The sequence below is a fragment of the Pseudomonas frederiksbergensis genome (assembly GCF_003732705.1).
GTDB classification, from domain to species: domain Bacteria; phylum Pseudomonadota; class Gammaproteobacteria; order Pseudomonadales; family Pseudomonadaceae; genus Aquipseudomonas; species Aquipseudomonas frederiksbergensis_F.
In genome coordinates this window covers 153885-177427 of record NZ_MOBR01000002.1, presented here as the reverse complement: position 1 = coordinate 177427, position 23543 = coordinate 153885, and the positions used below count along the sequence as shown (strand labels likewise).

20 protein-coding genes are annotated in these 23543 nt (G+C 60.4%); 6 read left to right on the top strand and 14 right to left on the bottom strand.

Going from position 1 to position 23543, the window contains the following annotated elements:
- Positions 1-28: 28 nt before the first annotated feature.
- Genes ubiB through ubiE form a run of 3 tightly spaced genes read right to left on the bottom strand, consistent with a single transcriptional unit; the run spans position 29 to position 3023 of the window.
- Positions 29-1633, bottom strand: a complete 1605-nt coding sequence (ubiB, locus tag BK667_RS01470; RefSeq protein ID WP_123596605.1) for a ubiquinone biosynthesis regulatory protein kinase UbiB — start codon at positions 1631-1633, stop codon at positions 29-31.
- On the bottom strand, positions 1630-2253 hold the full coding sequence (locus BK667_RS01465) for a ubiquinone biosynthesis accessory factor UbiJ (RefSeq protein ID WP_054054641.1): 624 nt from the start codon (positions 2251-2253) through the stop codon (positions 1630-1632). Before BK667_RS01465 ends, ubiB begins: the two co-directional genes overlap by 4 nt.
- On the bottom strand, positions 2253-3023 hold the full coding sequence (ubiE, locus tag BK667_RS01460) for a bifunctional demethylmenaquinone methyltransferase/2-methoxy-6-polyprenyl-1,4-benzoquinol methylase UbiE (RefSeq protein ID WP_007948968.1): 771 nt from the start codon (positions 3021-3023) through the stop codon (positions 2253-2255). The genes BK667_RS01465 and ubiE overlap by 1 nt, the downstream gene beginning before the upstream one ends.
- A 155-nt stretch (positions 3024-3178) precedes the next feature.
- On the opposite strand from ubiE, the gene BK667_RS01455 reads away from it, so the two are divergent.
- The 3 genes from BK667_RS01455 (at position 3179) to BK667_RS01445 (ending at position 4968) form a co-directional block, all read left to right on the top strand.
- Complete coding sequence (locus BK667_RS01455) at positions 3179-3454, top strand: polyhydroxyalkanoic acid system family protein (RefSeq protein ID WP_123596604.1); 276 nt, start codon at positions 3179-3181, stop codon at positions 3452-3454.
- Positions 3455-3671: 217 nt separating this feature from the next.
- Positions 3672-4094, top strand: coding sequence for a phasin family protein (locus BK667_RS01450; protein ID WP_123511116.1), 423 nt, complete (start codon positions 3672-3674; stop codon positions 4092-4094).
- A 10-nt stretch (positions 4095-4104) separates the two neighbouring features.
- Entirely contained in the window at positions 4105-4968 is an 864-nt protein-coding gene (locus BK667_RS01445) for a phasin family protein (protein WP_123511114.1), read from the top strand.
- A 268-nt stretch (positions 4969-5236) separates the two neighbouring features.
- Here the strand turns inward: BK667_RS01445 and BK667_RS01435 are convergent, their stop codons facing one another.
- The 10 genes from BK667_RS01435 to BK667_RS01390 all read right to left on the bottom strand — a co-directional run bounded on the left by BK667_RS01435 (position 5237) and on the right by BK667_RS01390 (position 18045).
- Positions 5237-5857, bottom strand: coding sequence for a TetR/AcrR family transcriptional regulator (locus BK667_RS01435; RefSeq protein WP_123511112.1), 621 nt, complete (start codon positions 5855-5857; stop codon positions 5237-5239).
- A 59-nt stretch (positions 5858-5916) separates the two neighbouring features.
- Positions 5917-7599: a class II poly(R)-hydroxyalkanoic acid synthase gene (gene phaC, locus BK667_RS01430; RefSeq protein ID WP_123596603.1), complete on the bottom strand. Its 1683-nt coding sequence runs from the start codon at positions 7597-7599 to the stop codon at positions 5917-5919.
- A gap of 114 nt (positions 7600-7713) precedes the next feature.
- A complete protein-coding gene (phaZ, locus tag BK667_RS01425) occupies positions 7714-8568 on the bottom strand; it encodes a poly(3-hydroxyalkanoate) depolymerase (RefSeq protein WP_123511108.1) in 855 nt (284 codons plus the stop codon).
- 157 nt (positions 8569-8725) lie between these two features.
- The gene (gene phaC, locus BK667_RS01420; protein ID WP_123596602.1) at positions 8726-10405 is read right to left on the bottom strand and encodes a class II poly(R)-hydroxyalkanoic acid synthase; all 1680 of its coding nucleotides are present in this window, start codon (positions 10403-10405) and stop codon (positions 8726-8728) included.
- Between the two features lie 259 nt (positions 10406-10664).
- Positions 10665-11036: a gamma-butyrobetaine hydroxylase family protein gene (locus tag BK667_RS01415; protein WP_123511103.1), complete on the bottom strand. Its 372-nt coding sequence runs from the start codon at positions 11034-11036 to the stop codon at positions 10665-10667.
- 80 nt (positions 11037-11116) lie between these two features.
- The gene (hslU, locus tag BK667_RS01410; RefSeq protein ID WP_123511100.1) at positions 11117-12457 is read right to left on the bottom strand and encodes an ATP-dependent protease ATPase subunit HslU; all 1341 of its coding nucleotides are present in this window, start codon (positions 12455-12457) and stop codon (positions 11117-11119) included.
- A gap of 54 nt (positions 12458-12511) precedes the next feature.
- Positions 12512-13042: an ATP-dependent protease subunit HslV gene (hslV, locus tag BK667_RS01405; protein ID WP_007899242.1), complete on the bottom strand. Its 531-nt coding sequence runs from the start codon at positions 13040-13042 to the stop codon at positions 12512-12514.
- 111 nt (positions 13043-13153) lie between these two features.
- Positions 13154-13861, bottom strand: coding sequence for an SPOR domain-containing protein (locus BK667_RS01400; RefSeq protein WP_123596601.1), 708 nt, complete (start codon positions 13859-13861; stop codon positions 13154-13156).
- Position 13862: 1 nt separating this feature from the next.
- On the bottom strand, positions 13863-15599 hold the full coding sequence (gene argS, locus BK667_RS01395) for an arginine--tRNA ligase (protein WP_123596600.1): 1737 nt from the start codon (positions 15597-15599) through the stop codon (positions 13863-13865).
- Positions 15600-15825: 226 nt separating this feature from the next.
- A complete protein-coding gene (locus BK667_RS01390; RefSeq protein ID WP_123596599.1) occupies positions 15826-18045 on the bottom strand; it encodes a primosomal protein N' in 2220 nt (739 codons plus the stop codon).
- Between the two features lie 285 nt (positions 18046-18330).
- On the opposite strand from BK667_RS01390, the gene rpmE reads away from it, so the two are divergent.
- The 3 genes from rpmE to BK667_RS01375 all read left to right on the top strand — a co-directional run bounded on the left by rpmE (position 18331) and on the right by BK667_RS01375 (position 20825).
- Positions 18331-18558, top strand: coding sequence for a 50S ribosomal protein L31 (gene rpmE / locus BK667_RS01385; RefSeq protein ID WP_123511093.1), 228 nt, complete (start codon positions 18331-18333; stop codon positions 18556-18558).
- 14 nt (positions 18559-18572) lie between these two features.
- A complete protein-coding gene (locus BK667_RS01380) occupies positions 18573-19376 on the top strand; it encodes a thermonuclease family protein (protein ID WP_123596598.1) in 804 nt (267 codons plus the stop codon).
- A gap of 180 nt (positions 19377-19556) precedes the next feature.
- Positions 19557-20825, top strand: coding sequence for a malic enzyme-like NAD(P)-binding protein (locus tag BK667_RS01375; RefSeq protein ID WP_010464435.1), 1269 nt, complete (start codon positions 19557-19559; stop codon positions 20823-20825).
- Positions 20826-20969: 144 nt separating this feature from the next.
- Here the strand turns inward: BK667_RS01375 and BK667_RS01370 are convergent, their stop codons facing one another.
- Positions 20970-23411 (bottom strand): penicillin-binding protein 1A, encoded by a 2442-nt coding sequence (locus tag BK667_RS01370; RefSeq protein WP_375538754.1) that lies wholly within the window; start codon positions 23409-23411, stop codon positions 20970-20972.
- Between the last annotated feature and the right edge of the window lie 132 nt (positions 23412-23543).

Genomic DNA, 23543 nt, shown 5'->3' with positions numbered 1-23543 from the left:
GAAGCTTATCGCTTGCAGCTCAATCCGGCTATCGGCGAACGACCAGATACAAACCGACAATCATCATGATCCCGGCCGGCCAATGGCCCAATTCATTCAACGGGCCACCCGCCGCGAGTACCGCGCCACCACCCAGGTGCGCGCAACCGAGCAGGCGCAGGAACCAATCGTCCTTGCGCCGATGCCACGGCGGTGGCGGGTCGTAGGCGTGGGGCTGGGACATGCGTTCCAGCAGGTCGCGGGCCATGTTGGCCAGGTGCGGCAGTTGCTCGAACTGGCTCTGCACGTTGCCGATCAAGGCTTTCGGGCTGACGCGCTCACGCATCCAGCGTTCTAGGAACGGCTGGGCGGTGTTCCACAGATCCAGGTCCGGGTACAGCTGACGGCCCAGGCCTTCGATGTTCAACAGGGTTTTTTGCAGCAAAACCAACTGCGGTTGCACTTCCATGTTGAAGCGGCGAGCGGTCTGGAACAGGCGCATCAGCACCTGACCGAAGGAAATATCTTTTAACGGTTTTTCAAAGATCGGCTCGCAAACGGTACGGATAGCCGCTTCGAATTCATTGAGCTTGGTTTCCGCCGGCACCCAGCCCGAATCGATGTGCAGCTGCGCCACGCGACGGTAGTCACGCTTGAAGAAGGCGAACAGGTTGCGCGCCAGATAATCCTGGTCTTCCGGGGTCAGGCTGCCGACGATGCCGCAGTCGATCGCAATGTATTGCGGGCTCCACGGATTGACGGTGCTGACGAAGATGTTGCCCGGGTGCATGTCGGCGTGGAAGAAACTGTCGCGGAACACCTGGGTGAAGAAGATCTCCACACCACGCTCGGCGAGCATTTTCATGTCGGTGCGTTGGTCGGCCAGGGTTGCCAGATCCGTAACCTGAATCCCGTAGATGCGCTCCATCACCAGCACTTTCGGCCGGCACCAGTCCCAATAGACCTGCGGCACGTAAAGCAGCTCCGAGCCTTCGAAGTTGCGCTTCAATTGGCTGGCGTTGGCCGCCTCACGCAACAGGTCGAGTTCGTCGTAGATGGTTTTTTCGTAATCCTGGACCACGTCCACCGGGTGCAGCAGTCGCGCATCGGCCGAGAGTTTTTCAGCGGCGCGGGCGAGGATGAACAGCCACGCCAGATCCTGGGCGATGATCGGCTTCAGGCCCGGGCGGATCACCTTGACCACCACTTCTTCGCCGGTTTTCAACTGCGCGGCATGCACCTGCGCCACCGAGGCCGAGGCCAGCGGTTCGACGTCGAAACGGCTGAACACTTCGCTGATCTTTTTACCGAGCTGTTCTTCGATCAACTTGATCGACACTTGCGAGTCGAACGGCGGGACCCGGTCCTGCAGCTTCATCAGCTCATCGGCGATGTCTTCCGGCAACAGGTCGCGACGGGTGGACAGAATCTGCCCGAACTTGATGAAAATCGGCCCCAGGTCCTGCAACGCCAGGCGCAATCGTGCGCCACGGCTCAGGTCCAGGGTCTTGCGCGGGAACCAGCGCCACGGCAAGGCATAACGCAGCGCCAGCAGAAACCAGGGCAGCGGCAGGGCGAACAGCAGGTCATCGAGGCGGTAGCGGATCACGACGCGCTGGATGCGCAACAAACGGCGGACGGCAAGCAGCTTCATGCGTTATCGCTTGGGTCGAGGGATCGGGAAAGGCGCTCGAAACGCGCCTCGAGACGTTCCAGATCGAGTTTGATCTGGTCCAGTTCACTGAAACGGGCTTCGGCTTCGCGCTGACCGACGAGGGTGCGCGATTCTTCGGCCAGGTATTCGCCCAGATTCTGATTCAGGCTGGCGAACCCTTGTTGATAAAAGCGTGCGCGGCTGCGCAGGTGACCGCCGACCAGTTGCGTAGCGACCGGGCCGAGCCAGCGCGAGAGTTCGTACTCCCAGTCCAGCTCAAGGTCTTGCAGGATGGCTGCCAGTTCCAGCAGCACGCCGCTGTCACCGTCGAGCTCGACTTCCGGGCCGTGCAGCACCGAGGTCTTGTCCTTGCTCAGCGCCAGTTTCAACAGGCTCGAGGCCGGTGCACGCAAGGTGCAATCGGCGCCGGTTTCCCATTGGGAGGCGAGCATCAGGCCTTCATCGCTGGGCAGGATGAACAATTGCAGCGCCGGGCTGCGGCAATCGACGGCAATCACCCGGCCGCTCAAATGCGCCAGGCGCGGCAGCGCGGTGCTGTCGAGGCGCAGCACCCGGTTCAGGCCGAGTTCGACGCTGGCGAGCAGGCCGGCCAGCAACATCAGGGCTTGATGCCGCGGTGCAGGGCGACGATGCCTGCGGTCATGTTGTGGTAGGTCACCCGGTCGAAACCGGCCTCGACCATCATCGACTTCAGGGTTTCCTGATTCGGGTGCATGCGGATCGATTCGGCCAGGTAGCGATAGCTTTCCGAGTCGTTTGTGATCAGCTTGCCCATCAGCGGCATGAAGGCGAACGAGTAGGCGTCGTAGGCTTTGGACATCAGTGCGTTGGTCGGCTTGGAGAATTCCAGCACCAGCAGGCGACCGCCAGGCTTGAGCACACGCAGCATCGAGCGCAGGGCGTCTTCTTTATGGGTGACGTTGCGCAGGCCGAAGGCGATGGTCACGCAGTCGAAGTGGTTGTCCGGGAACGGCAGCTTTTCCGCGTCGGCCTGGACAAATTCAACGTTGCCGGCCACACCGAGGTCCAGCAGGCGGTCACGACCGACCTTGAGCATGGATTCGTTGATGTCGGCCAACACCACCTGGCCGGTCGGGCCCACGAGGTGCGAGAACTTCTTGGTCAGGTCGCCGGTGCCGCCGGCGATGTCCAGCACGCGGTTACCGGTGCGAACGCCCGACAGTTCGATCGCGAAACGCTTCCACAGACGGTGCATGCCGCCCGACAGGAGGTCGTTCATCAAGTCGTACTTGGCGGCTACCGAGTGGAAAACCTCAGCGACTTTTTCCGCTTTTTGGCTTTCCGGAACGTTTTTGAAACCGAAGTGAGTGGTGGGTTCGGCATCGCTGCCTTTGCGCTGATCAGTCATATCGCTGTCACCAGAAGAGAATGCGGGACATTCTAATCCCGGTGGCCTGCTTTGTCTTGGCAAGGCTGAAGGTAAGATGTAGAACCGCCGGGACGTTTTGCCGCAGCAGCGGTCAAGATGCTTCAGGAAAGTATCCATCAAGCAGGAGTCATTCGATGGCCCGAATTAGTGTTGAACGTGCCCACAGCCTGGGCAAGGACGCGGCTCGCGAGAAGGCCGACCTGTTGGCGCAAAAACTGTCCGAACAATATGGCCTGGAACCGTCATGGTCCGGCGACACCCTGAACCTCAAGCGTTCGGGTGTGAAAGGCGCGGTGCTGGTGGGCGAGGATTCGATCAAGGTGGATGTCGAGCTGGGCCTGATGATGTCGGCCATGAGCGGCATGATCAAATCTGAAATCGAAAAGGCGCTGGATAAAGCGTTGGTGTGATCCCCGTAGGAGCAAAGCTTGCTCGCGATGGCATCACCGCGGTCTAACTGATCTACCGAGGTGCCTGCATCGCGAGCAAGCTTTGCTCCTACAGGTGTGTGGCGCCACGGTTTATGTCAGTTGTTAGGGTGCCGTTTCTAATTTTTCTCCCTACTTTGTGCCTGAGCCCGACACTTTCGCGGGCAGTTCCTCAAACCTTCTGCGCGTGAGGTGCACCATGGCCAAAGTTATTTTGAAGAAAAAAATCGACGCATCGACTAACGCTCTGCAAGACGTCCGATCGTATGCCCGCAAGATCTGGCTGGCAGGCCTGGGTGCCTACACCAAGGTTGGGATCGAGGGCAGCGAGTACTTTCAAGAGTTGATCAAGGCTGGTCAAACTGTTGAAAAGAAAGGCAAAAAAGTCGTTGCTGAAAAACTCGAAGCGGCCAATGCCGAGATCGATGAAGCCAAGAGTGAAGTGAGTACTTTCAAAGGCAAGGTCGAAGTGCAACTCGACAAGGTCGAGAAGGCTTTTGACTCGCGTGTCGCAAGTGCCTTGAATCGTATCGGCATTCCGTCTAAACATGACGTTGAGACACTCTCTGCTAAGCTCGATGAGCTGACGGCATTGCTCGAACGTGTCGCGCGTAAATCTTAAGGAGAACGGGATGGCTGGCAAAAAGAATACTGAAAAAGAAGGCAGCTCGTGGATCGGGAAAGTCGAAGACTACTCCCGCAAAATCTGGCTGGCTGGTTTAGGCGTGTATTCGAAGATCGACACTGACGGCAGCAAACTCTTCGATACATTGGTTAAAGACGGCGAGAAAGCCGAGAAGCTCACCAAAAGCGCTGTTGGCAAAAAAGTCGACGCCGCCAAGGACTCCGCTTCAACGGCCAAGTCGCGCATCAGCGGCGTGAAAGATCGCGCACTGGGCAAGTGGGATGAGTTGGAAGGGGCTTTCGACAAGCGCCTGAACAGCGCCATTTCGCGCCTCGGTGTTCCGAGCCGCAATGAAGTCAAAGCGCTGCACAGCAAGGTCGATACCCTGACCAAGCAAATCGAAAGACTCACCGGTGCCAAGGTTACGCCGGTTGCGGCGAAAACCGCGGCGGCCAAACCTGCTGCTAAACCAGCGGCCAAAACCGCTGCCAAGCCTCTGGCCAAAGCTGCCGCTAAACCGGCTGCCAAACCAGCAGCCAAAACAGCCGCAGCGAAACCTGCAGCAGCCAAGCCAGCGGCCAAACCGGTCGCCGCCAAAGCCGCTGCAAAACCAGCCGCCAAACCAGCCGCTAAACCGGCTGCCAAAACCGCAGCGGCCAAACCTGCAGCCAAGCCAGCGGCAAAACCTGCCGCCGCGAAAAAACCTGCAGTGAGAAAACCGGCAGCGCCAAAAGCCGCCGCACCAAAACCAGCAGTGGCTGCCGCCAAACCGGCAACCCCGGCTACTTCAGCGAATTCCGCTGCAGCGCCGACCCCTGCTGTGACCCCGACTGCCGCGCCAGCTCCATCGACGCCAACCAGTCAGTCCTGATGATCGTTCCCACGCTCTGCGTGGGAATGCCTCAACGGACGCTCCGCGTCCACTGCGGCAGTGACGCAGAGCGTCACCGGCTGCATTCCCACGCGGAGCATGGGGACGATCACGCCCGACCTGAAAAGGCCGGGCGTTTTTTTATGCGCGGATTCATGCACACCGCAGATCCCCTGTGGGAGCGAGCCTGCTCGCGAAGGCGTCGTGTCAGTCGCCCTCAATGTTGAATGACACACCGCCTTCGCGAGCAGGCTCGCTCCCACAGGGGTCAGTCGTGTTCTTCCAGGTATTGAAGGGCCAGCTGCTCCGTCGCAGCCTTGATCGGTGGCAGCAAATGCGGCGCCACCAGCATCATGATCTGGTACACCACCAACCTCACTTCACCCTCGCGATCCAGAATCCGCTGGTAATCCAGTGAGAACAGCAACGTCATGGTGATCTGCTCCACCAGTTGCCCCAACGCCTGGGTGTCGCTGACCAACTGCCCTTGAGCCTTTAACCGCGCCAGCAATGAAGCCAATGTGCGCTTCAAGGCATTGAGCAAATTGCGGATGCCCTTGGCCAGTTTCGGCAGGCGCCCGGCCAGGTTCGACAGGTCCTGGAACAGGAACCGGTAATGCGCCAGGCGCTCGACGATCAAGTGCAGGAACAGCCAGTAATCTTCAGGACCCAACTCCACATCGGAAGGCGGATCGAGCAGCGGCGCCAGCTCATTCTGGAAGCGTTCGAACAACCCCAGAATCAGCGGTTCCTTGCCGTGGAAGTGGTAGTAGAGGTTGCCCGGGCTGATCCCCATTTCGTTGGCAACTTCCATGGTGGAAACGTTCGGTTCGCCCTTTTGGTTGAACAACTGCAGGGCACATTCGAGGATCCGGTCGCGGGTTTTCATCCAGTCTTCTTAATGGTCGGGTCATGCCACGGCCGGCGTCGGCCGTGGTGGTTTGAGCGTCAGCGCACGCGGACGTAAGTGCCGGGTGCGGCTTCCATCGGTGGATAGTTCTGGTTGCCAAGGGCCATGTGGGTTTCTTTTTGCGCGCCGGAGCGTTCCTGAATCCAGCCCAGCCAGGGTGTCCACCAACTGCCGTCGGTTTGCTTGGCGTCGTAGTACCAGGCCCGTGGGTCGCTGCTCAGTTTCGGGCTTTCGACGAAGTTGGCTTTCGGGTTGGAAGGTGGGTTGAGAATGCTCTGCACATGACCGCTGTTGGACAGCACAAAGCGCCGCTCGCCACCCAGCAGCAGGGTTGAGCGATACACCGCATCCCACGGGGTGATGTGATCGTTCATGCCGGCGACGCTGAAACTGTCGACGGTGACTTTCTGCAAATCGATCGGCGTGCCACACACTTCCAGACCACCCGGATGACTCAGCGGGTTGTGCTTGAAGAAGTCCAGCAGGTCGCCATGAAACGCCGCAGGCAGCCGCGTGTTGTCGTTGTTCCAATAGAGAATGTCGAACGCCGGCGGCTCCTTGCCCAGCAGGTAGTTGTTGACGAAGTAACTCCAGATCAAATCGTTGGGGCGCATCCAGGCGAACACTTTGGCCATGTCGCGACCGTCCAGCACGCCTTTCTGATAGGAGCGGCGCTTGGCCGCTTCCAGGGTCTGCTCGTCGGCAAACAGGGTAGCCGGGCTGTCCATCTGGCTGTCGAGCAGGCTCACCAGATAGGTCGCGCTGGAGACTCGCCGCAGTTGCCGTTTGGCCTGGAGATGCCCCTGCAACGCCGCAATCGTCAGCCCGCCGGCGCAGGCGCCCATCAGGTTGACCTCCCGCGCGCCCGTGATCGCCCGACAGACGTTCATCGCTTCTTCCACGGCCTCAACGTAAGTCGACAGCCCCCACTCGCGATGACGCACATCCGGGTTGCGCCAGCTGATCATGAAGGTTTGCAGGCCGTTCTTCAGGGCGAACTGGACGAAGCTGTTGTGCGGGCTCAGGTCGAAAATGTAGTACTTGTTGATCTGCGGCGGCACCACCAGCAGCGGCTTGGAATACTGTTTTTCGCTCATCGGCTTGTACTGGATCAGCTCCAGCAGCTCGTTGCGAAACACCACGGAGCCGGTGGTGGTGGCGACGGTTTTGCCGACTTCGAAGGCTTGCTTGGTGACCTGCCGGGGCAAGCCATCGTTGTGCAGGAAGTCATCGATCAGGTGCCCGACACCGCGCACCAGGCTGTGGCCGCCGGAGTTGAATATCTCCTTGATCGCCAGCGGATTGAGCAAGGTGTTAGAGGGCGACACAGCGTCGTTGAGCAGGGCGAAAGCGAAGTGGGCGCGGGCGCGATCGTCCGGGCTCATGTTGCTCTCGTCAATCCAGCTTTTGACCTGTTTCTGCCAGCTCAGGTACGCCTGCAAACTGCGCCGGTAAAACGGGTTGAGGCTCCATGACGGGTCGGCAAAGCGACTGTCCTGCGGATTGGTCGGATGCAGGGTTTCCCCCAGCAGCACACGACCCAACTGGCCGCCCAGTTTCAGGGCGTGCCGGGCGCTGTGCACCGGGTTGCGCAAACCGTGGGCGGCCACGCTGCGCAGGGTCGAAAACAGATCCCGACCGCGCAGGCCGGTAATCGCACTCTGTGCGTTGATGAACGCGGCGGGAGTGGGCAAAAACTCCCTCGCTGGCTTTTCGCGCATGAATCAACACTCCTTCGTCTTCAGGCCAAAAACAAACACACCGAACCAGAACACCATAGACGCTGTTACGGGTTGTTGCGCGGAACGGCGTCCTGCCGTCCGACATTGGGCTCATTAGCCGCCCAATGGTGTCGGGTGCGGATGCATCACCGCACGCTGACGTTCTTCCTCGAGGAATTTCATGATGATCGGCGCCACCGCTTCGGCCCGGGTAATCAGGAACAGATGCCCGTCATCAATGATGTGCAACTGGGCGTTGGGGATCCGCCAGGCGAGCATGCGCATGTTGATCAGCGGGATCAGCGGATCGTCGTCGCCGGCCAGCACCAGGGTCGGCTGGTGGATCTTGTGCAGCCAGTGAATGCTGGTCCAGCCGAGGCCCGCGAACAGTTGCCAGTAATAACCGAGCTTGCCTGCCGAACGCACCTTCGCCGCGTGGCTGGCGGCCAGCGTCGGGTCGCGACGGAACGAGCCGCCGTAGATCATCGGCGCAATGCGAATCACGTGGGATGGCTGGATGTAGCGTCGGGGGCTTGCCATCATCCAAAGGACTTTCGGCTTGCCCGGCACCATTACCGCACCGGCGGCGGTGGCGGCGAGCACCAGTTTCTTGCAGCGCTCGGGATAGTCATAGGCGAATTGCTGCGCCAGGGCGCCGCCCCAGGACACGCCGATCACGTTGACTTGTCCGTAGTCGAGATAGTCGAGCATCCGTGCCGTCAGTTTCGCCAATCCCGGAAAGCGATAGGGCCGGTTCGGCGTCGACGAACCGCCGACACCGGGAACGTCGAAGGCGATGACCTCCAGGTCCGGGTCCAGCGCCGCGACGAACGGAAACACCAGCTCCAGGTTGGCGCCGATGCCGTTGAAAATCAGCAAGGGCGTCAAGTGAGGCTTGCCGGGGCGTACCGCGGTGCGGAGGGTCTGGCCATCCAGGTCGACGGTACGAAAAATGAACGGTTGCGGCATGCTTCAGGCCCTGTGGGTCACTCTCTCAAATTCATCCCCGATCCCCTGTAGGAGCACAGCTTGCTCGCGATGGCGCCGGGTCAGTCGACATCAATGTTGAATGATCGACCGCGATCGCGAGCAAGCTTTGCTCCTACGGGAGTGTGGGGTGTGTCAGTTACCGCTCATGCACGTAAGTGCCCGGGGCAGCTTCGCCCGCGGTATAGGTTTTGCTGCCCAGTGTGGTCGGGGATTTCTTCAGCTTGCCCGAACGCTCGGCCTGCCATGCTTGCCAATGCAGCCACCACGAATCGGTGTGCTTGGTGGAGTTTTCTTGCCAGTCCTCGGCCTTCACCGGCATGTCAGCGCTGGTCATGTAGCGCGACTTCGGGTTGCCCGGCGGATTCAGGATGCTTTGGATATGCCCGCTGCTCGACAGCACAAACTCAACGTTGCCGCCGAACAGTTGCGCTGACTTGTAGCAAGACTTCCACGGCGTGATGTGGTCGTTGGTGCCAGCCAGGGAAAAGATGTCGGCGGTGACCTGCTTGAGGTCGATCGGCGTGCCGCACACTTCCAGAGCGTTGGGGCGGATCAGAGGATTGCTCTTGAACATCTCGATCAGGTCGCCGTGAAACGCGGCCGGCAACCGTGTGGTGTCGTTGTTCCAGAACAGGATGTCGAACACCGGTGGCTCGTTGCCAAGCAGGTAATTGTTGACCCAGTAATTCCAGATCAGGTCGTTGGGGCGCATCCAGGCGAAGACTTTCGCCATGTCGCGGCCTTCCAGCACGCCGGCCTGGTAGGAGTGACGCTTGGCGGCTTCGAGGGTCTGCTCGTCGACGAACAGGGCCACGTCGCTGTCCAGGGTGGTGTCCAGCACGCTCACCAGCAAGGTCAGGGCGTTGACCTTCTTCTCGCCGATCGCCGCGTAGTGGCCCAGCAGGGCGGTGCAGGTGATACCACCGGAGCAGGCGCCGAGCATGTTCACGTCTTTGCTGCCAGTGATCGCCATGACCACATCGACCGCTTCCTTGAGCGCTTCGATGTAGGTGGACAGGCCCCACTCGCGTTGTTCCTTGGTCGGGTTGCGCCAACTGACGATAAAGGTCTGCACGTTGTTGCGCAGGCAGAAGCGCGCCAGGCTCTTGTCCGGGCTCAAGTCGAATACGTAGAACTTGTTGATCTGCGGCGGGACTACCAGCAATGGGCGCTCGTGCACCTGCTCGGTAATCGGCCGGTACTGGATCAGCTCCAGCACGTCGTTGCGAAACACCACCGCGCCTTCGGTCACGCCCAGGCTCTTGCCCACTTCGAACGCGCCCATGTTGACCTGGCTCGGCATGCCGCCGTTGTGCACGATGTCTTTGGCCAAATGGGAGAGGCCGTCGAGCAGGCTCTTGCCGCCGGTTTCGAAAAAGCGTTTGACCGCCGCAGGGTTGGCCGCACTGTTGGTCGGGGCCATGGCTTCGGTCATGAGGTTGATCACGAAGTGCCCGCGAGCGACGTCTTTGGGCGACAGGCTGCTGTCGTCGATCCAGGCATGGAGTTCCTTGCGCCACGCCAGGTAAGTTTGCAAATAACGTTTGTAGAGCGGGTTCTGGCTCCAGGCCGGATCGTTGAAACGACGGTCATCACCTGGCGGATGCAGCTCGGATTTACCGAACAGCACGTTCTTGAGTTCGAGGCTGAAATGAGCGACATGTTTGACGCTGTGAATCGGTTGTTTGATGGCCTGCCTGAGCACCATCCGAGCAGAAGCCAGTAGATCCTTTCCACGCAGCCCAACAACAGGATTAAGCCCAAGGGTATTTTCCGAGGCTTGATACTTCAGGTCATCGTTGTTCTTGTTACTCATCTACGACGCTCCATTGTCCTGAGACGAGTACCCGGGCCCAGCCGTGTAGTCACACAACCAATACCAGGTACTGCTGCTCGGGTGACCGTTAATACTGCATCGCTGCTTTTTCAACACAACGAGCACTGCAGGGAACTTGCCAGTTCCATTGGTTACCCGAGTTTAATTTTTTTCGCAAGCGGGCCGATCCTCAGCCACACAGCGGAGCATTCAAACAGATGAAATTAGAAAATGCCCTCTAAAGAGCAAGAGGCCTGACCTAGAGCATCAGCTTGACGATGGACTGGCTCGGATCGCGGGTTTTGCCGGCGGCTTTGAGCTCGGCAAGATAATCGCTCCACAAGTCTTCCTGGCGTACGGCCAACTGGTAGAGATATTCCCAAGTGAACAGGCCGCTGTCGTGGCCGTCGTCGAAGGTCAATTTCAGTGCGTACTGACCGGCCGGTTCTACTTTGCTCAGGCCGACGGCGATCTTGCCAAATTGCAGGATAGGTTTGCCGTGGCCCTGGACCTCGGCGGAAGGCGAGTGCACGCGCAGGAACTCGGCGGGCAGGTGATATTCCTCGCCGGACGCGTATTTCAGCGACAGGGTTTTCGAGGCTTTGTGCAACTTGATGTCGGTGGGAATCATAGAAAGGGCCTTGGGCGGCAAGCTACAAGCTGCAAGCTTAACGCGATCAGCTTGACGCTTGTAGCTTGCAACTCGAGGCTCTACAGAATGTAGCGTGACAGGTCTTCGTTCTGCGCCAATTCGCCGAGGTGGCTGTTGACGTAATCGGCGTCGATCAGGATCACCTTGTCGTCGTGGGCGCTGGCCAGGTCGCCGGCGCTGAACGACACCTCTTCCAGCAGACGCTCAAGCAGCGTGTGCAGGCGACGGGCGCCGATGTTCTCGGTCTTTTCGTTGACCTGCCAGGCGATCTCGGCGATGCGCTTGATCCCGTCCGGCTGGAACTCGATGACCAGGCCTTCGGTTTTCAGCAGCGCGCAATATTGCTCGGTGAGCGATGCGTGCGGCTCGCTGAGAATGCGTTCGAAGTCTTCCGGGGTCAGGGCTTTCAGTTCGACGCGGATCGGCAGACGACCTTGCAGCTCAGGCACCAGATCGCTCGGCTTGCTCAGGTGGAACGCACCGGAAGCAATGAACAGGATGTGGTCGGTCTTGACCATGCCCAGCTTGGTGTTCACGGTGCAGCCTTCGATCAGCGGCAGCAAGTCACGCTGCACACCTTCGCGGGACACATCGACGCCACCGGAGTTGCCGCGTTTGGCGACCTTGTCGATTTCGTCGATGAACACGATGCCATGCTGCTCGACCGCTTCCAGAGCCTTGGCCTTCAACTCTTCTTCGTTGACCAGGCGCCCGGCTTCTTCGTCACGCACCAGTTTCAGTGCTTCTTTGACCTTCAGCTTGCGGCTTTTCTTTTTGCCCTTGCCCATGTTGGCGAACAGGCTCTGCAACTGGTTGGTCATCTCTTCCATGCCCGGTGGCGCGGAGATATCGACGCCCGCCATCTCGGCGACTTCGATTTCGATCTCCTTGTCATCCAGCTGACCTTCGCGCAGGCGTTTGCGGAACAGTTGGCGGGTGTTGGAATCGGTCGGCGATCCGGCGTCTTCGTTGCTGAAACCCATGCGTGCCGGTGGCAACAGGGCGTCGAGGATGCGATCTTCGGCGGCGTCTTCGGCGCGGTGGCGAACCTTGGTCATTTCCTGTTCGCGCAGCAACTTGATCGCGGCATCGGCGAGGTCACGAATGATCGATTCCACGTCACGGCCGACATAACCGACTTCGGTGAACTTGGTTGCTTCGACTTTGATGAACGGCGCGTTGGCCAATTTGGCCAGGCGACGGGCGATCTCGGTTTTACCGACACCGGTCGGGCCGATCATCAGGATATTCTTTGGTGTTACTTCAACACGCAGCTCTTCCGGCAGCTGCATCCGGCGCCAGCGGTTACGCAGCGCGATGGCGACGGCGCGCTTGGCATCGTCCTGGCCGATGATATGGCGATTGAGTTCGTGGACGATTTCACGGGGAGTCATGGACATAGTAATTGGCGGTCCTCTGGCAAAAGTAAGCCGTGGCACGGGGCCGAAACAGGCTTACTCTGCGAGGTCCTGCTCCTCAATGGTGAAGGTGTGGTTGGTGAATACACAGATGTCGCCGGCGATACCGAGCGCGGTTTCGACGATTTCCCGGGCCGACAGGTCGGTTTTCTTCAGCAAGGCGCTGGCTGCGGCTTGAGCGTAGCCGCCACCGGAACCCATGGCGATCAGGCCTTCTTCGGGTTCGACCACGTCACCGTTGCCGGTGATGATCAGGGAAGCGTCTTTGTTGGCGACCGCGAGCATGGCTTCGAGGCGGCTGAGGGAGCGGTCGGTGCGCCATTCTTTGGCGAGTTCGACGGCGGCGCGAACCAGGTGACCCTGATGTTTCTCGAGCTGGCCTTCAAAACGCTCGAACAGGGTGAAGGCGTCAGCGGTGGCCCCGGCGAAACCGGCGATGACCTGACCGTGGTACAGGCGACGAACTTTCTTCGCGTTGCCTTTCATCACGGTATTGCCGAGAGAAACCTGGCCGTCGCCGCCCATGACGACTTTGCCGTGGCGGCGAACTGAAACGATGGTGGTCAAGGGAGAGTCTCCACGCAGCGGGGCGAAAATGCCTTATGCCAACTCATATGGGGGTGGTGGAGATTTTTTCAACTGTAGGGCGGAAGTGGGGTGGGAACGATCGGAGGTGGGTCAGCGGCTCTGGCGTTGTTGTAACAACAGGTTGCTGAAACCGCTGCCGGCCAGTTGTTTCTGGGCGGTGGTCAGTTGTTCACGGTTGCTGAACGGTCCGACCAATACGCGATACCAGGTCTCGTCCTTGACCATGCCGGACTCAACCGCCACGGCCTGGCCGAGCAGGATGATCTGCGCACGCACCTTGTCGGCATCAGCTTCCTTGCGGAACGAGCCGGCCTGCAGGAAGAACTTGGTCACCGGCGCCGCTTTGGAAACCGGTGGCGGCGGTGGCGGAGTGATCCCGGCCAGCGCGGCCTGGGCTCGAGCGGTGTCGATCTTCGCGGCTTGCTCTGGCGTTACCGGCGTGGTCGGAACCACCGGCACTTGTGGTGTCGGCAGGGTTTTCTCCGGCACTGCGTCCGGCGGCACGATTACTTCCGATTCCGGCAGCAAGGTGTAGAAGTCGTACTTCGGCTTCACCGGTTGCGTCGGGCTCGGCGGAGTCTTGTTGGCCTCGGCGATCTTGGTGGCTTTCTGCTGCTCGATCTTCTCGCGCTTGACGCTTTCGCTACCCTTGCCCGGCTCCAGCTTCATCAGGAACACGATAAAAGCGCCGACGGTCAGGCCGATGGCCATCCACAGCCAGCCCGGGATCGGCTGCTTGGCAGGAGCGGTGTAACGACTGGCGCCACGCTTGGGTGCAGGTTTTTTCTTGGCAGCCAACTTACATACGCTCCAGAGTTTCCAGACCCAAGAGTTCCAGGCCTTGCTTGAGTGTGCGGCCAGTCAGCGCGGCGAGGCGCAGACGGCTCTGCATTTGCGCCGGGGTGTCGGCGCTGAGGATCGGGCAGTTCTCGTAGAAGCTGGAGAACAGGCCGGCGACATCGTACAGGTAGGTGCAAAGGATGTGCGGCGTCCCTTTGTCGGAAACGTTGTTCAGCACTTCGCCGAACTGCGCCAGTTTGGCCGCCAGCTCGTGTTCGTGCGGTGCTTCGAGAACGATCTGGCCTTCGACTTCGCTGAAGTCCTTGCCGAGCTTGCGGAACACCCCGGCCACGCGGGTGTAGGCGTACAGCAGGTACGGCGCGGTGTTGCCTTCGAAGTTCAGCATCAGGTCGAAGTTGAAGCTGTAGTCGCTGGTGCGGTGCTTGGACAGGTCGGCGTATTTCACCGCGCCAATACCCACGACCTTGGCGATGTTGCGCAGATCGTCTTCGGCCAGCTCAGGGTTCTTCTCTTTCACCAGGGTGTAGGCGCGGTCCTTGGCTTCGTTCAGCAGGTCAACCAGCTTGACGGTGCCGCCATCACGGGTCTTGAACGGACGGCCATCAGCGCCGTTCATGGTGCCGAAGCCCATGTGTTCCATTTCCATCGGGTGGGTGACGAAACCGGCCAGGCGCGCAACCTGGAACACTTGCTGGAAGTGCAGGGCCTGGCGCTGGTCGACGAAATACAACGCGCGATCAGCCTTCAGCTTGCCGCTGCGATAACGCACAGCTGCCAGGTCGGTGGTGGCGTAGAGGTAGCCGCCGTCAGCCTTGACGATGATCACTGGCAGCGGGTCGCCGTCGGCGTTCTTGAATTCGTCGAGGAACACGCACTGGGCGCCATTGCTTTCGACCAGCAGGCCAGCAGCCTTGAGGTCATTGACCACGTTGATCAAGTCATCGTTGTAGGCGCTTTCGCCCATCACGTCGGCCATGGTCAGTTTGACGTTCAGTTGTTCGTAGATCGCCTGGCAGTGGGACAGCGAAATATCGCGGAAGCGCGTCCACAGCGCCAGGCACTCGGCGTCGCCGGCCTGCAACTTGACCACCAGGCCCCGGGCACGGTCGGCGAATTCTTCGGATTCGTCGAAGCGTTGCTTGGCGGCGCGGTAGAAGTTTTCCAGGTCCGACAGTTCGTCGCTGGTGATCGGGTTTTCTTGCAGATACGCCATCAGCATGCCGAACTGGGTGCCCCAGTCGCCGACGTGGTTCTGACGGATCACGGTGTCGCCGAGGAACTCCAGCACCCGGGCCACGCCGTCGCCAATGATGGTCGAGCGCAAGTGGCCGACGTGCATCTCTTTGGCCAGGTTCGGTGCCGACAGGTCGACTACGGTGCGCTGCACCGGAGCGGACTTGCGCACGCCGACGTGATCGTCGGCCAGGGCGGCGTCCAGGCGCGCGGCCAGGGCCTGGGTGTTCTGGAAGAAGTTCAGAAAGCCTGGGCCGGCGATTTCGGTCTTGGTGACGTTTTCGTCGGCGGGCAGGGCGGCGATGATTTTTTCCGCCAGGTCGCGGGGCTTCATGCCCGCCGGTTTGGCCAGCATCATCGCAATGTTGCTGGCGAAGTCGCCGTTCTTCTTGTCCCGGGAGTTTTCCACCTGGATCGCCGGCGACAGGCCTTCAGGCAACACACCTTCGTTGACGAGTTGGGTGATGGCTTGTTGGATCAGCTGGCGAATGGTGTCTTTCATGGTGTTCTCTTTCGACCGCAAGCGCGGCGGCGCCTGGATGCGCTAGTGGAAAAACTGGGCATTATCCGTGGCATGGACGTGCTTGCCAACTATAGCGGGCAGGTTAGGGGTATGTGGTGACAATTAGACCGCCATCGCGTGTAGGAGCAAGGCTTGCCCGCGATGGCGATTTGTAGGGCGCTATCGCGGGCAAGCCTTGCTCCTACACGCGGTGGCAATCTCAAATTCAATACAAATCGACGGGATCAACATCCAAAGACCAGCGCACCGCCCGCCCACTTGGCATTTGTTCCAGAATCAGCAGCCAACTGCTCAATAAACGATGTAAAGGCGCCCGCGCCGTGGCCTGCAACAACAACTGCGCCCGATAGCGCCCGGCCCGACGCTCCATTGGTGCCGGGACCGGCCCGAGCAACTCGATACCGGTCAGATTCTGCTCGGCCAGCAATCGTTCCGCCTCGCTGCAGGCCTCATCGAGAAAACCTTCGGCCTGACCCGGTTTGTGCGCTTCGGCCCGCAGCAGCGCCAGGTGCGCAAACGGCGGCAGGCCGGCGGCGCGGCGTTCGCTCAAGGCTTGCTCGGCGAAGGCGAAATAGCCCTGCTCGGTGAGTTGCACCAACAGCGGATGGTCGGCCAAGTGGGTCTGAATGATCACTCGGCCCGGCTCTTCAGCCCGGCCCGCGCGGCCGGCGACCTGAACGATCAGCTGCGCCATGCGTTCGCTGGCGCGGAAGTCTCCGGAGAACAGCCCGCCGTCGGCATCGAGGATCGACACCAGCGTCACCCGTGGAAAATGGTGCCCTTTGGCAAGCATTTGCGTGCCGACCAGAATGCACGGCTGGCCTTTCTGGATCGTCGCAAACAGCTGATTCATCGCGTCCTTGCGCGAGGTGCTGTCGCGATCGACCCGTAGCACCGGCACATCCGGGAACAGAATCGCCAACCGTTCCTCGGCGCGCTCGGTGCCCGCGCCCACGGGCCGCAGATCGACCTTGCCGCATTTCGGGCAGTGCCGGGGCACGCGCTCGACATAACCGCAATGGTGACAGCGCAGTTCGCCGGAGCGCTGATGCACGGTCATCCGCGCATCGCAGCGCTGGCATTCGGACATCCAGCCGCAATCGTGGCAGAGCAGGGTCGGCGCAAAGCCACGGCGGTTGAGGAAGACCAGAACCTGCTGACCGGCAGCCAGGGTCTGGCCGATGGCTTGCTGCATCGGCCCGGAAATGCCGCTGTCCAGTGGGCGACTTTTCACATCCAGACGCAGGAAACGCGGCTGCTTGGCACCCCCGGCGCGCTCGTTCAGGCGTAGGAGGCCGTAACGGCCGGTGTAGGCGTTGTGCAGGCTTTCCAGCGAAGGCGTGGCGGAACCGAGGACGATCGGGATGTTTTCCTGCCGCGCGCGGACCAGAGCCAGGTCGCGAGCGTGATAGCGCAAACCTTCCTGCTGCTTATAAGAGCCGTCGTGCTCTTCGTCGATGATGATCAGGCCGGGGTTCTTCATCGGCGTGAACAGCGCAGAGCGGGTGCCGATAATAATGTCGGCGTCGCCGTCCCGGGCGGCGAGCCAGGCTTCCAGGCGTTCGCGATCATTGACCGCCGAGTGGATCAACGCGATGCGTGCATTAAAGCGCTGCTCGAAGCGCGCCAGGGTCTGCGGGCCGAGGTTGATCTCCGGGATCAGCACCAGCGCCTGTTTGCCGGCTTCAAGAGTTTCGCGGATCAGCTGCAAATAGACTTCGGTCTTGCCACTGCCGGTGACGCCGGCCAGCAGGAACGCGTGATAACTGTCGAACCCGGCGCGGATCGCTTCATAAGCGGCGCGTTGCTCCGGGTTAAGCGGCAACTCCGGTTGCGCCAGCCAATGTTCGTGGCGGGCGCCGGGGGCGTGCTTGCGAACTTCCACTTGCACCAGGTCTTTGGCCAGCAACAGGTCGAGGCTGTCCTTGCTCAGCATCAGTTTGCTCAGCAACTGATGGGCGACGCCGTGGGGGTGCTGGGCCAGGGTCGCCAGGGCTTCACGCTGGCGCGGGGCGCGGGCGATACGCGGATCATCCAGGCTGGCGCCGGGGGCGGCAGACCAGAAGCGTTCCTGGCGCGGTTCGGCCAGTTCACCCTGACGCAGCAACACCGGCAGCGCCCAGCTCAAGGTGTCGCCGAGGCTGTGCTGGTAATACTGGGACGTCCACAGGCACAGCTTGAACAGTGCCGGCGGCAGCGGTGGCGTGGCATCGAGCAGGGCAATCGCCGGTTTGAGCTTTTCGACCGGGACTTCGCTGGTGTCGGTGACCTCCACCAGAATCCCGATCATTTCCCGTCGGCCGAACGGCACCCGCAGGCGCATGCCCGGCTGCAACTGGGCGCGCAGGACCCCGGCCGGGGCACGGTAATCGAACAGGCGACGCAGAGGCGAAGGCAGGGCGAGGCGCAAAATGGCGTCGGGCACGCGGGGGGATCTCAATCAGCGAAAAATTAACAGCAGTGCTACGACCTGTGGGAGCGAGCCTGCTCGCGAAGAGGGAGTGTCAGTCAGCATTCATGCCGTCTGACACAACGCTTTCGCGAGCAGGCTCGCTCCCACAGGGGTGGCGATTTGGTCGGGAGCCTAGCAGACGACCGGTGTAAGCGACAGCTTGCGTGATCAGGATTGTCTGGTAGAATCCGCGGCCTAATTACGTGCGGTATTCAACAATAGTGTTGAGTGGCGGCACGCTAGCCTGAGGAATACACCATGAAAGCCGATATCCATCCAGCGTACGAAACCATTGCAGTAACTTGCAGCTGCGGCAACAAGTTCGAAACTCGTTCGAACCTGTGCAAGCCACTGGGTACTGACGTATGCAACGAGTGCCACCCGTTCTACACCGGTAAGCAGAAGACTCTGGATACTGGCGGCCGTGTACAGCGCTTCGCAGACCGTTTCGGTGCTTTTGGCAAAAAGCCTGCTGCTGCAGAGTAAGGTTGAGAGGCCCTATGGGCTTTTCCTCGCTGTTGAAAAAGGCGTCCCTTGCGGGCGCCTTTTTTGTGTCTGCGATTTGGCTTCCAGGCGCCCAGGCCTTCTGCCCGGCTCCGAGCGGTTTGACGCCTGTTGCCGTGCAGCGCGTGGTGGACGGCGACACCTTGCGCCTGAGCGATGGTCGCAGTGTGCGCATGATCGGCTTGAACACCCCGGAACTTGGCCGACAGGGTCGCTCCGACGAGCCGTTCGCTGTCGCGGCGCGCAAACGCCTCGAAGCGCTGGTGGCTGCCAGCAATGGCCGGGTTGGTTTATTGCCCGGTAAAGAGGCTAAGGATCGCTATGGCCGTACCTTGGCCCATGTCTTTAGCGCCAATGGCGCCAACCTCGAAGCGCAGATGCTCGCCGAAGGCCTCGGTTTTCAAGTGGCGGTCGCGCCGAATGTCGATTTGGTGAGTTGCCAGCAAGCGGCGGAGCGCACGGCTCGACAGGCCAGTCTCGGACTGTGGCGGCAGTCGCCTGTACTGAAAGCGGAGCAGATCAAGGCCTCCGGTTTTGCGCTGATCAGCGGTCATGTGAGCAAGGTTCAGCGCAATCGTGGCGGGGTTTGGATCGAGTTGCAGGATTCGGTTGTATTGCGCGTTGCACCCAATTTGCTCGGCCGGTTCGATGTCGCCGCGCTCGAGCGGCTGAAGGGCAAGCAGATCGAGGCGCGCGGCTGGGTGCTGGACCGTTCGCGCCGTGGTGGACTGAATGATGGTCAGGCGCGTTGGTTACTCCCGTTAAGTGATCCTTCGATGCTTCAAGCCACGCAACGATAAAAAATTGTAAACATTTTTAAAGTCGATTGTGAACAGTCTATCCCTTGTGTTCCGTGGCTCTTGGCCCAAAGTCGTAGGGCAGGGCGCTTGACAGGGGTGACCGGTCAGTCTTGTAGGGACTTTGCGACACGCGTATCCTCGGCGGTCCGTCTGTCCAACAGTAAAAAGCGGAATGCCCACATGTCTGATTTGAAAACTGCCGCTCTCGAATATCACGCCCATCCTCGTCCAGGGAAGCTGAGTGTCGAGCTCACCAAGGCCACCGCTACCGCCCGCGACCTGTCGCTGGCCTACAGCCCCGGCGTAGCCGAACCAGTACGCGAAATCGCCCGCGATCCTGAACTGGCCTACAAATACACCGGTAAAGGCAACCTGGTTGCAGTCATTTCCGATGGCACCGCGATTCTCGGCCTGGGTAACCTCGGCCCATTGGCTTCCAAGCCAGTGATGGAAGGTAAAGGCGTGCTGTTCAAGCGCTTCGCCGGCATCGACGTTTTCGACATCGAAGTCGACTCCGAAAGCCCGCAAGCCTTCATCGACACCGTTAAGCGCATCTCCATCACTTTCGGTGGCATCAACCTGGAAGACATCAAGGCACCTGAGTGCTTTGAGATCGAACGTGCTCTGATCGAGCAATGCGACATTCCGGTGTTCCACGATGACCAGCACGGCACCGCGATCGTTACCGCCGCCGGCATGATCAACGCCCTGGAAATCGCTGGCAAAACCCTGGCTGACGCCAAGATCGTCTGCCTGGGCGCCGGTGCGGCCGCTATCTCCTGCATGAAATTGCTGGTGAGCATGGGCGCCAACATCGAAAACATCTTCATGGTTGACCGTACCGGTGTGATCCACTCCGGCCGTGACGACCTGAACCAGTACAAGGCTGTCTTCGCTCACGCGACCGACAAGCGCACCCTGGCTGACGCCCTGACCGGTGCTGACGTGTTCGTCGGCCTGTCCGGCCCGAACCTGCTGAGCGCTGAAGGCCTGAAGTCCATGGCGGCCAACCCGATCGTGTTCGCATGCTCGAACCCGGATCCGGAAATCGCCCCGGAACTGGCTCACGCCACCCGTGACGACGTGATCATGGCCACCGGCCGTTCGGACTACCCGAACCAGGTCAACAACGTACTGGGCTTCCCGTTCATCTTCCGCGGTGCCTTGGACGTTCGCGCCAAGCGCATCAACGAAGAAATGAAAGTGGCCGCTGCCAACGCCCTGCGTGAACTGGCCAAGCTGCCGGTTCCTCAGGAAGTGTGCGACGCCTACGGCGGTATCAAACTGGAATTCGGTCGTGAGTACATCATCCCGAAACCAATGGATGCCCGCCTGATCACCGTGATCTCCGATGCCGTGGCTAAAGCCGCTATCGAGACCGGTGTAGCGACCCTGCCGTATCCGAAGAACTACCCGCTGAAAAGCGTGGATGATGTGTTCAACGGATAAGAGCAGCGCCCATAAAAAAACCCAGCCAAGTGCTGGGTTTTTTTATGGGCTTCAAGTGGCAAGCTACAAGCTGCAAGTTAAAAGCAGCGCGCATGGTTCTTGCTTCTTCTTGCCGCTTAAAGCTTGCCGCTTGTAGCTGTTTCTCTAGAACAAATCGATCGGTGCCGCTTCGTCCGCCGGCAACGGGCTGCCCGGCGCTGTGCCGTTGCCCAGCTCGTTCACCGATGGCGGCGTGTCTTCGGCCTTGAACAGCTCGAAGTAGGCCCCAGGCGTGCTTGGCGTGGCTGCACGGCCACTCACCGGGTCAACCCGCAGGCTCAGGATGCCTTCCGGCTCCGCTTGCGTATGCGGCGGCTTGCCTTTAAGCGCGGCGCCCATGTAGTTCATCCAGATCGGCAGGGCGACGGTGCCGCCGAATTCCTTGCGACCCAGGCTTTCAGGCTGGTCGAAACCGGTCCAGACGGTGGTCACGTAATCGGCGTTATAGCCCGAGAACCACGCATCCTTGGATTCGTTGGTGGTACCGGTCTTGCCCGCGATATCGGGACGGCCCAGGGCCAGCGCGCGGCGGCCGGTACCCAGTTTGATCACGTCCTCCAACATGCTGTTGAGGATGAACGTGGTGCGCCCATCGACAATCCGTTCAGCCAAGGCCGGGGTTTGCGGCACCGTGCCAGGAGCAGCGGTTGCCTCGCCCGGCGTCGCGTTGACCGTGAACGGCTGTGCGACCGGTGCGGCCAGGCCAGCAGTCGCCGCAGCGCCCTGAGGTACGGCCGGCGGGTTGGCGACGAACAGCGTGTCGCCGCTGCGGCTTTCGATCTTGTCGATGATGTACGGCGTGATCTTGTAGCCGCCGTTGGCGAACGTGCTCCAGCCGGTGGCGATTTCCATTGGCGTCAGGGTCGCGGTGCCCAAGGCCAGGGACAGGTTGCGCGGCAGGTCCTGCTTGTTGAAGCCGAATTTGCTGATGTAGTCGATGGTGCGATCAACGCCCAGCGCCTGCACCAGTCGGATCGATACCAGGTTGCGCGACTTGTACAGACCTTCGCGCAGGCGGATCGGGCCGAGGAAGGTGTTGGTGTCGTTCTTCGGACGCCAGACCTTGTCCAGGTACTCGTCGACAAACACGATCGGCGCGTCGTTCACCAAAGTGGCGGCGGTATAACCGTTATCCAGGGCGGCGCTGTAGACGAACGGTTTGAAGCTCGAACCCGGCTGACGTTTGGCCTGCAAGGCGCGGTTGTAGTTGCTCTGCTCGAAGGCGAAACCGCCGACCAGCGAGCGAATCGCACCGTTCTGCGGATCCAGGGACACCAATGCGCCCTGGGCCTGCGGAATCTGGCTGAACTTCAGCGAGTTGTCCGGCTGGCGTTGTACGCGAATCAGGTCACCGACCTGGGCCACGTCCGACGGCTGCTTCGGATTGGCGCCCATGCTGTTGGTGTTCAGGAATGGCCGCGCCCACTTCATGCTGTCCCAGCTGACGTGTTCGTCGCCGGTACGAGTCATCACTTGCACGCCGTTCTTGTCGACCTGGGTGACGATGGCCGGCTCAAGGCTGCTGATGGTGCGCTGTTTGGTCAGCTCGGTGGCCCAGGCTTCGCGGGTCTTGCCTGGCAGGCGCGACTCAGGACCGCGGTAGCCGTGGCGCTGGTCGTAGGTCATCAAGCCTTCGTGGACCGCCGTGTTGGCCATTTCCTGCAGATTGCTCGGCACGGTGGTGGTGACGCGGAAACCTTCGGTGTAGGCGTCACTGCCATAGCGACCGACCATTTCGGCACGGGCCATTTCGGCGATGTACGGCGCGTTCACTTCCGGGGTCGGCACGTGATAGCTGGCGTTCAACGGTTCGTTGATTGCGGTGGTGTAGTCGGCTTCGGTGATTTTCCCAAGCTTGTACATGCGCCCCAGGATCCAGTCGCGACGTTCCTTGCTACGGGCCGGGTTGGCCAACGGGTTGAAGCGTGACGGGGCTTTAGGCAGGCCGGCGATCATCGCCATCTGCGCCAGGCTCACATCACGAATCGACTTGCCGTAGTAGACCTGCGCCGCCGCCTCGATGCCGTAGGCGCGGTTGCCCAGGTAGATCTTGTTGACGTACAGCTCAAGGATTTCGTCCTTCGTCAGCTGCCGTTCGATCTGCAGGGCCAGGAGGATTTCGGTGGTTTTGCGCGAGAAGCTGCGTTCGCTGGTCAGGAAGAAGTTCTTCGCCACTTGCATGGTGATGGTGCTGCCGCCGGACTGGATGTGACCGCTTTTGACCAGTTGGGTCGCGGCGCGCATCAGGCTGCTGGGGTCGACGCCATAGTGGTTGGCGAAATTGTCGTCTTCAGCACTTAGTAACGCATTGATGAAATTGGGGGGAATGTCGGCGAACCGGATCGGAGTGCGGCGCATTTCGCCGAATTCTGCAATCAACTTGTTATCGCTGCTGTATACCCGTAGAGGAATCTGCAACTGAATGCTTCTCAGCGCCTCCACGGACGGCAAACCCGGACTAAGGTAAAGATAGGCGCCACTGAGACCTAAAAGCAGTCCGCAGAAAACGGCGACGATGGACCAACCGAAAAATTTCAGCAGACGAATCAAGGCGTTTGAACATCCAGGGCAAAGAATGAATTTGGCGTCAGGGTCTCGACTACACAGAGAACGACCCGCGCTGGCAGTAAAAGCGGAAAAAAACGCTGGGCATTATAAGCATTTTTCCGTGGTGGGCGT

Excerpts from the sequence above, each read along its gene's own strand:
- argS (WP_123596600.1), bottom strand. The coding sequence starts at position 15,599 with ATGAAAGACACCATTCGCCAGCTGATCCAACAAGCCATCACCCAACTC.
- ubiB (WP_123596605.1), bottom strand. The coding sequence starts at position 1,633 with ATGAAGCTGCTTGCCGTCCGCCGTTTGTTGCGCATCCAGCGCGTCGTG.
- hslU (WP_123511100.1), bottom strand. The coding sequence starts at position 12,457 with ATGTCCATGACTCCCCGTGAAATCGTCCACGAACTCAATCGCCATATC.
- BK667_RS01375 (WP_010464435.1), top strand. The coding sequence starts at position 19,557 with ATGTCTGATTTGAAAACTGCCGCTCTCGAATATCACGCCCATCCTCGT.
- BK667_RS01450 (WP_123511116.1), top strand. The coding sequence starts at position 3,672 with ATGGCCAAAGTTATTTTGAAGAAAAAAATCGACGCATCGACTAACGCT.
- rpmE (WP_123511093.1), top strand. The coding sequence starts at position 18,331 with ATGAAAGCCGATATCCATCCAGCGTACGAAACCATTGCAGTAACTTGC.
- BK667_RS01435 (WP_123511112.1), bottom strand. The coding sequence starts at position 5,857 with ATGAAAACCCGCGACCGGATCCTCGAATGTGCCCTGCAGTTGTTCAAC.
- ubiE (WP_007948968.1), bottom strand. The coding sequence starts at position 3,023 with ATGACTGATCAGCGCAAAGGCAGCGATGCCGAACCCACCACTCACTTC.
- BK667_RS01415 (WP_123511103.1), bottom strand. The coding sequence starts at position 11,036 with ATGATTCCCACCGACATCAAGTTGCACAAAGCCTCGAAAACCCTGTCG.
- BK667_RS01445 (WP_123511114.1), top strand. The coding sequence starts at position 4,105 with ATGGCTGGCAAAAAGAATACTGAAAAAGAAGGCAGCTCGTGGATCGGG.
- phaC (WP_123596603.1), bottom strand. The coding sequence starts at position 7,599 with ATGCGCGAAAAGCCAGCGAGGGAGTTTTTGCCCACTCCCGCCGCGTTC.
- phaC (WP_123596602.1), bottom strand. The coding sequence starts at position 10,405 with ATGAGTAACAAGAACAACGATGACCTGAAGTATCAAGCCTCGGAAAAT.
- BK667_RS01380 (WP_123596598.1), top strand. The coding sequence starts at position 18,573 with ATGGGCTTTTCCTCGCTGTTGAAAAAGGCGTCCCTTGCGGGCGCCTTT.
- BK667_RS01455 (WP_123596604.1), top strand. The coding sequence starts at position 3,179 with ATGGCCCGAATTAGTGTTGAACGTGCCCACAGCCTGGGCAAGGACGCG.
- phaZ (WP_123511108.1), bottom strand. The coding sequence starts at position 8,568 with ATGCCGCAACCGTTCATTTTTCGTACCGTCGACCTGGATGGCCAGACC.
- BK667_RS01465 (WP_054054641.1), bottom strand. The coding sequence starts at position 2,253 with ATGTTGCTGGCCGGCCTGCTCGCCAGCGTCGAACTCGGCCTGAACCGG.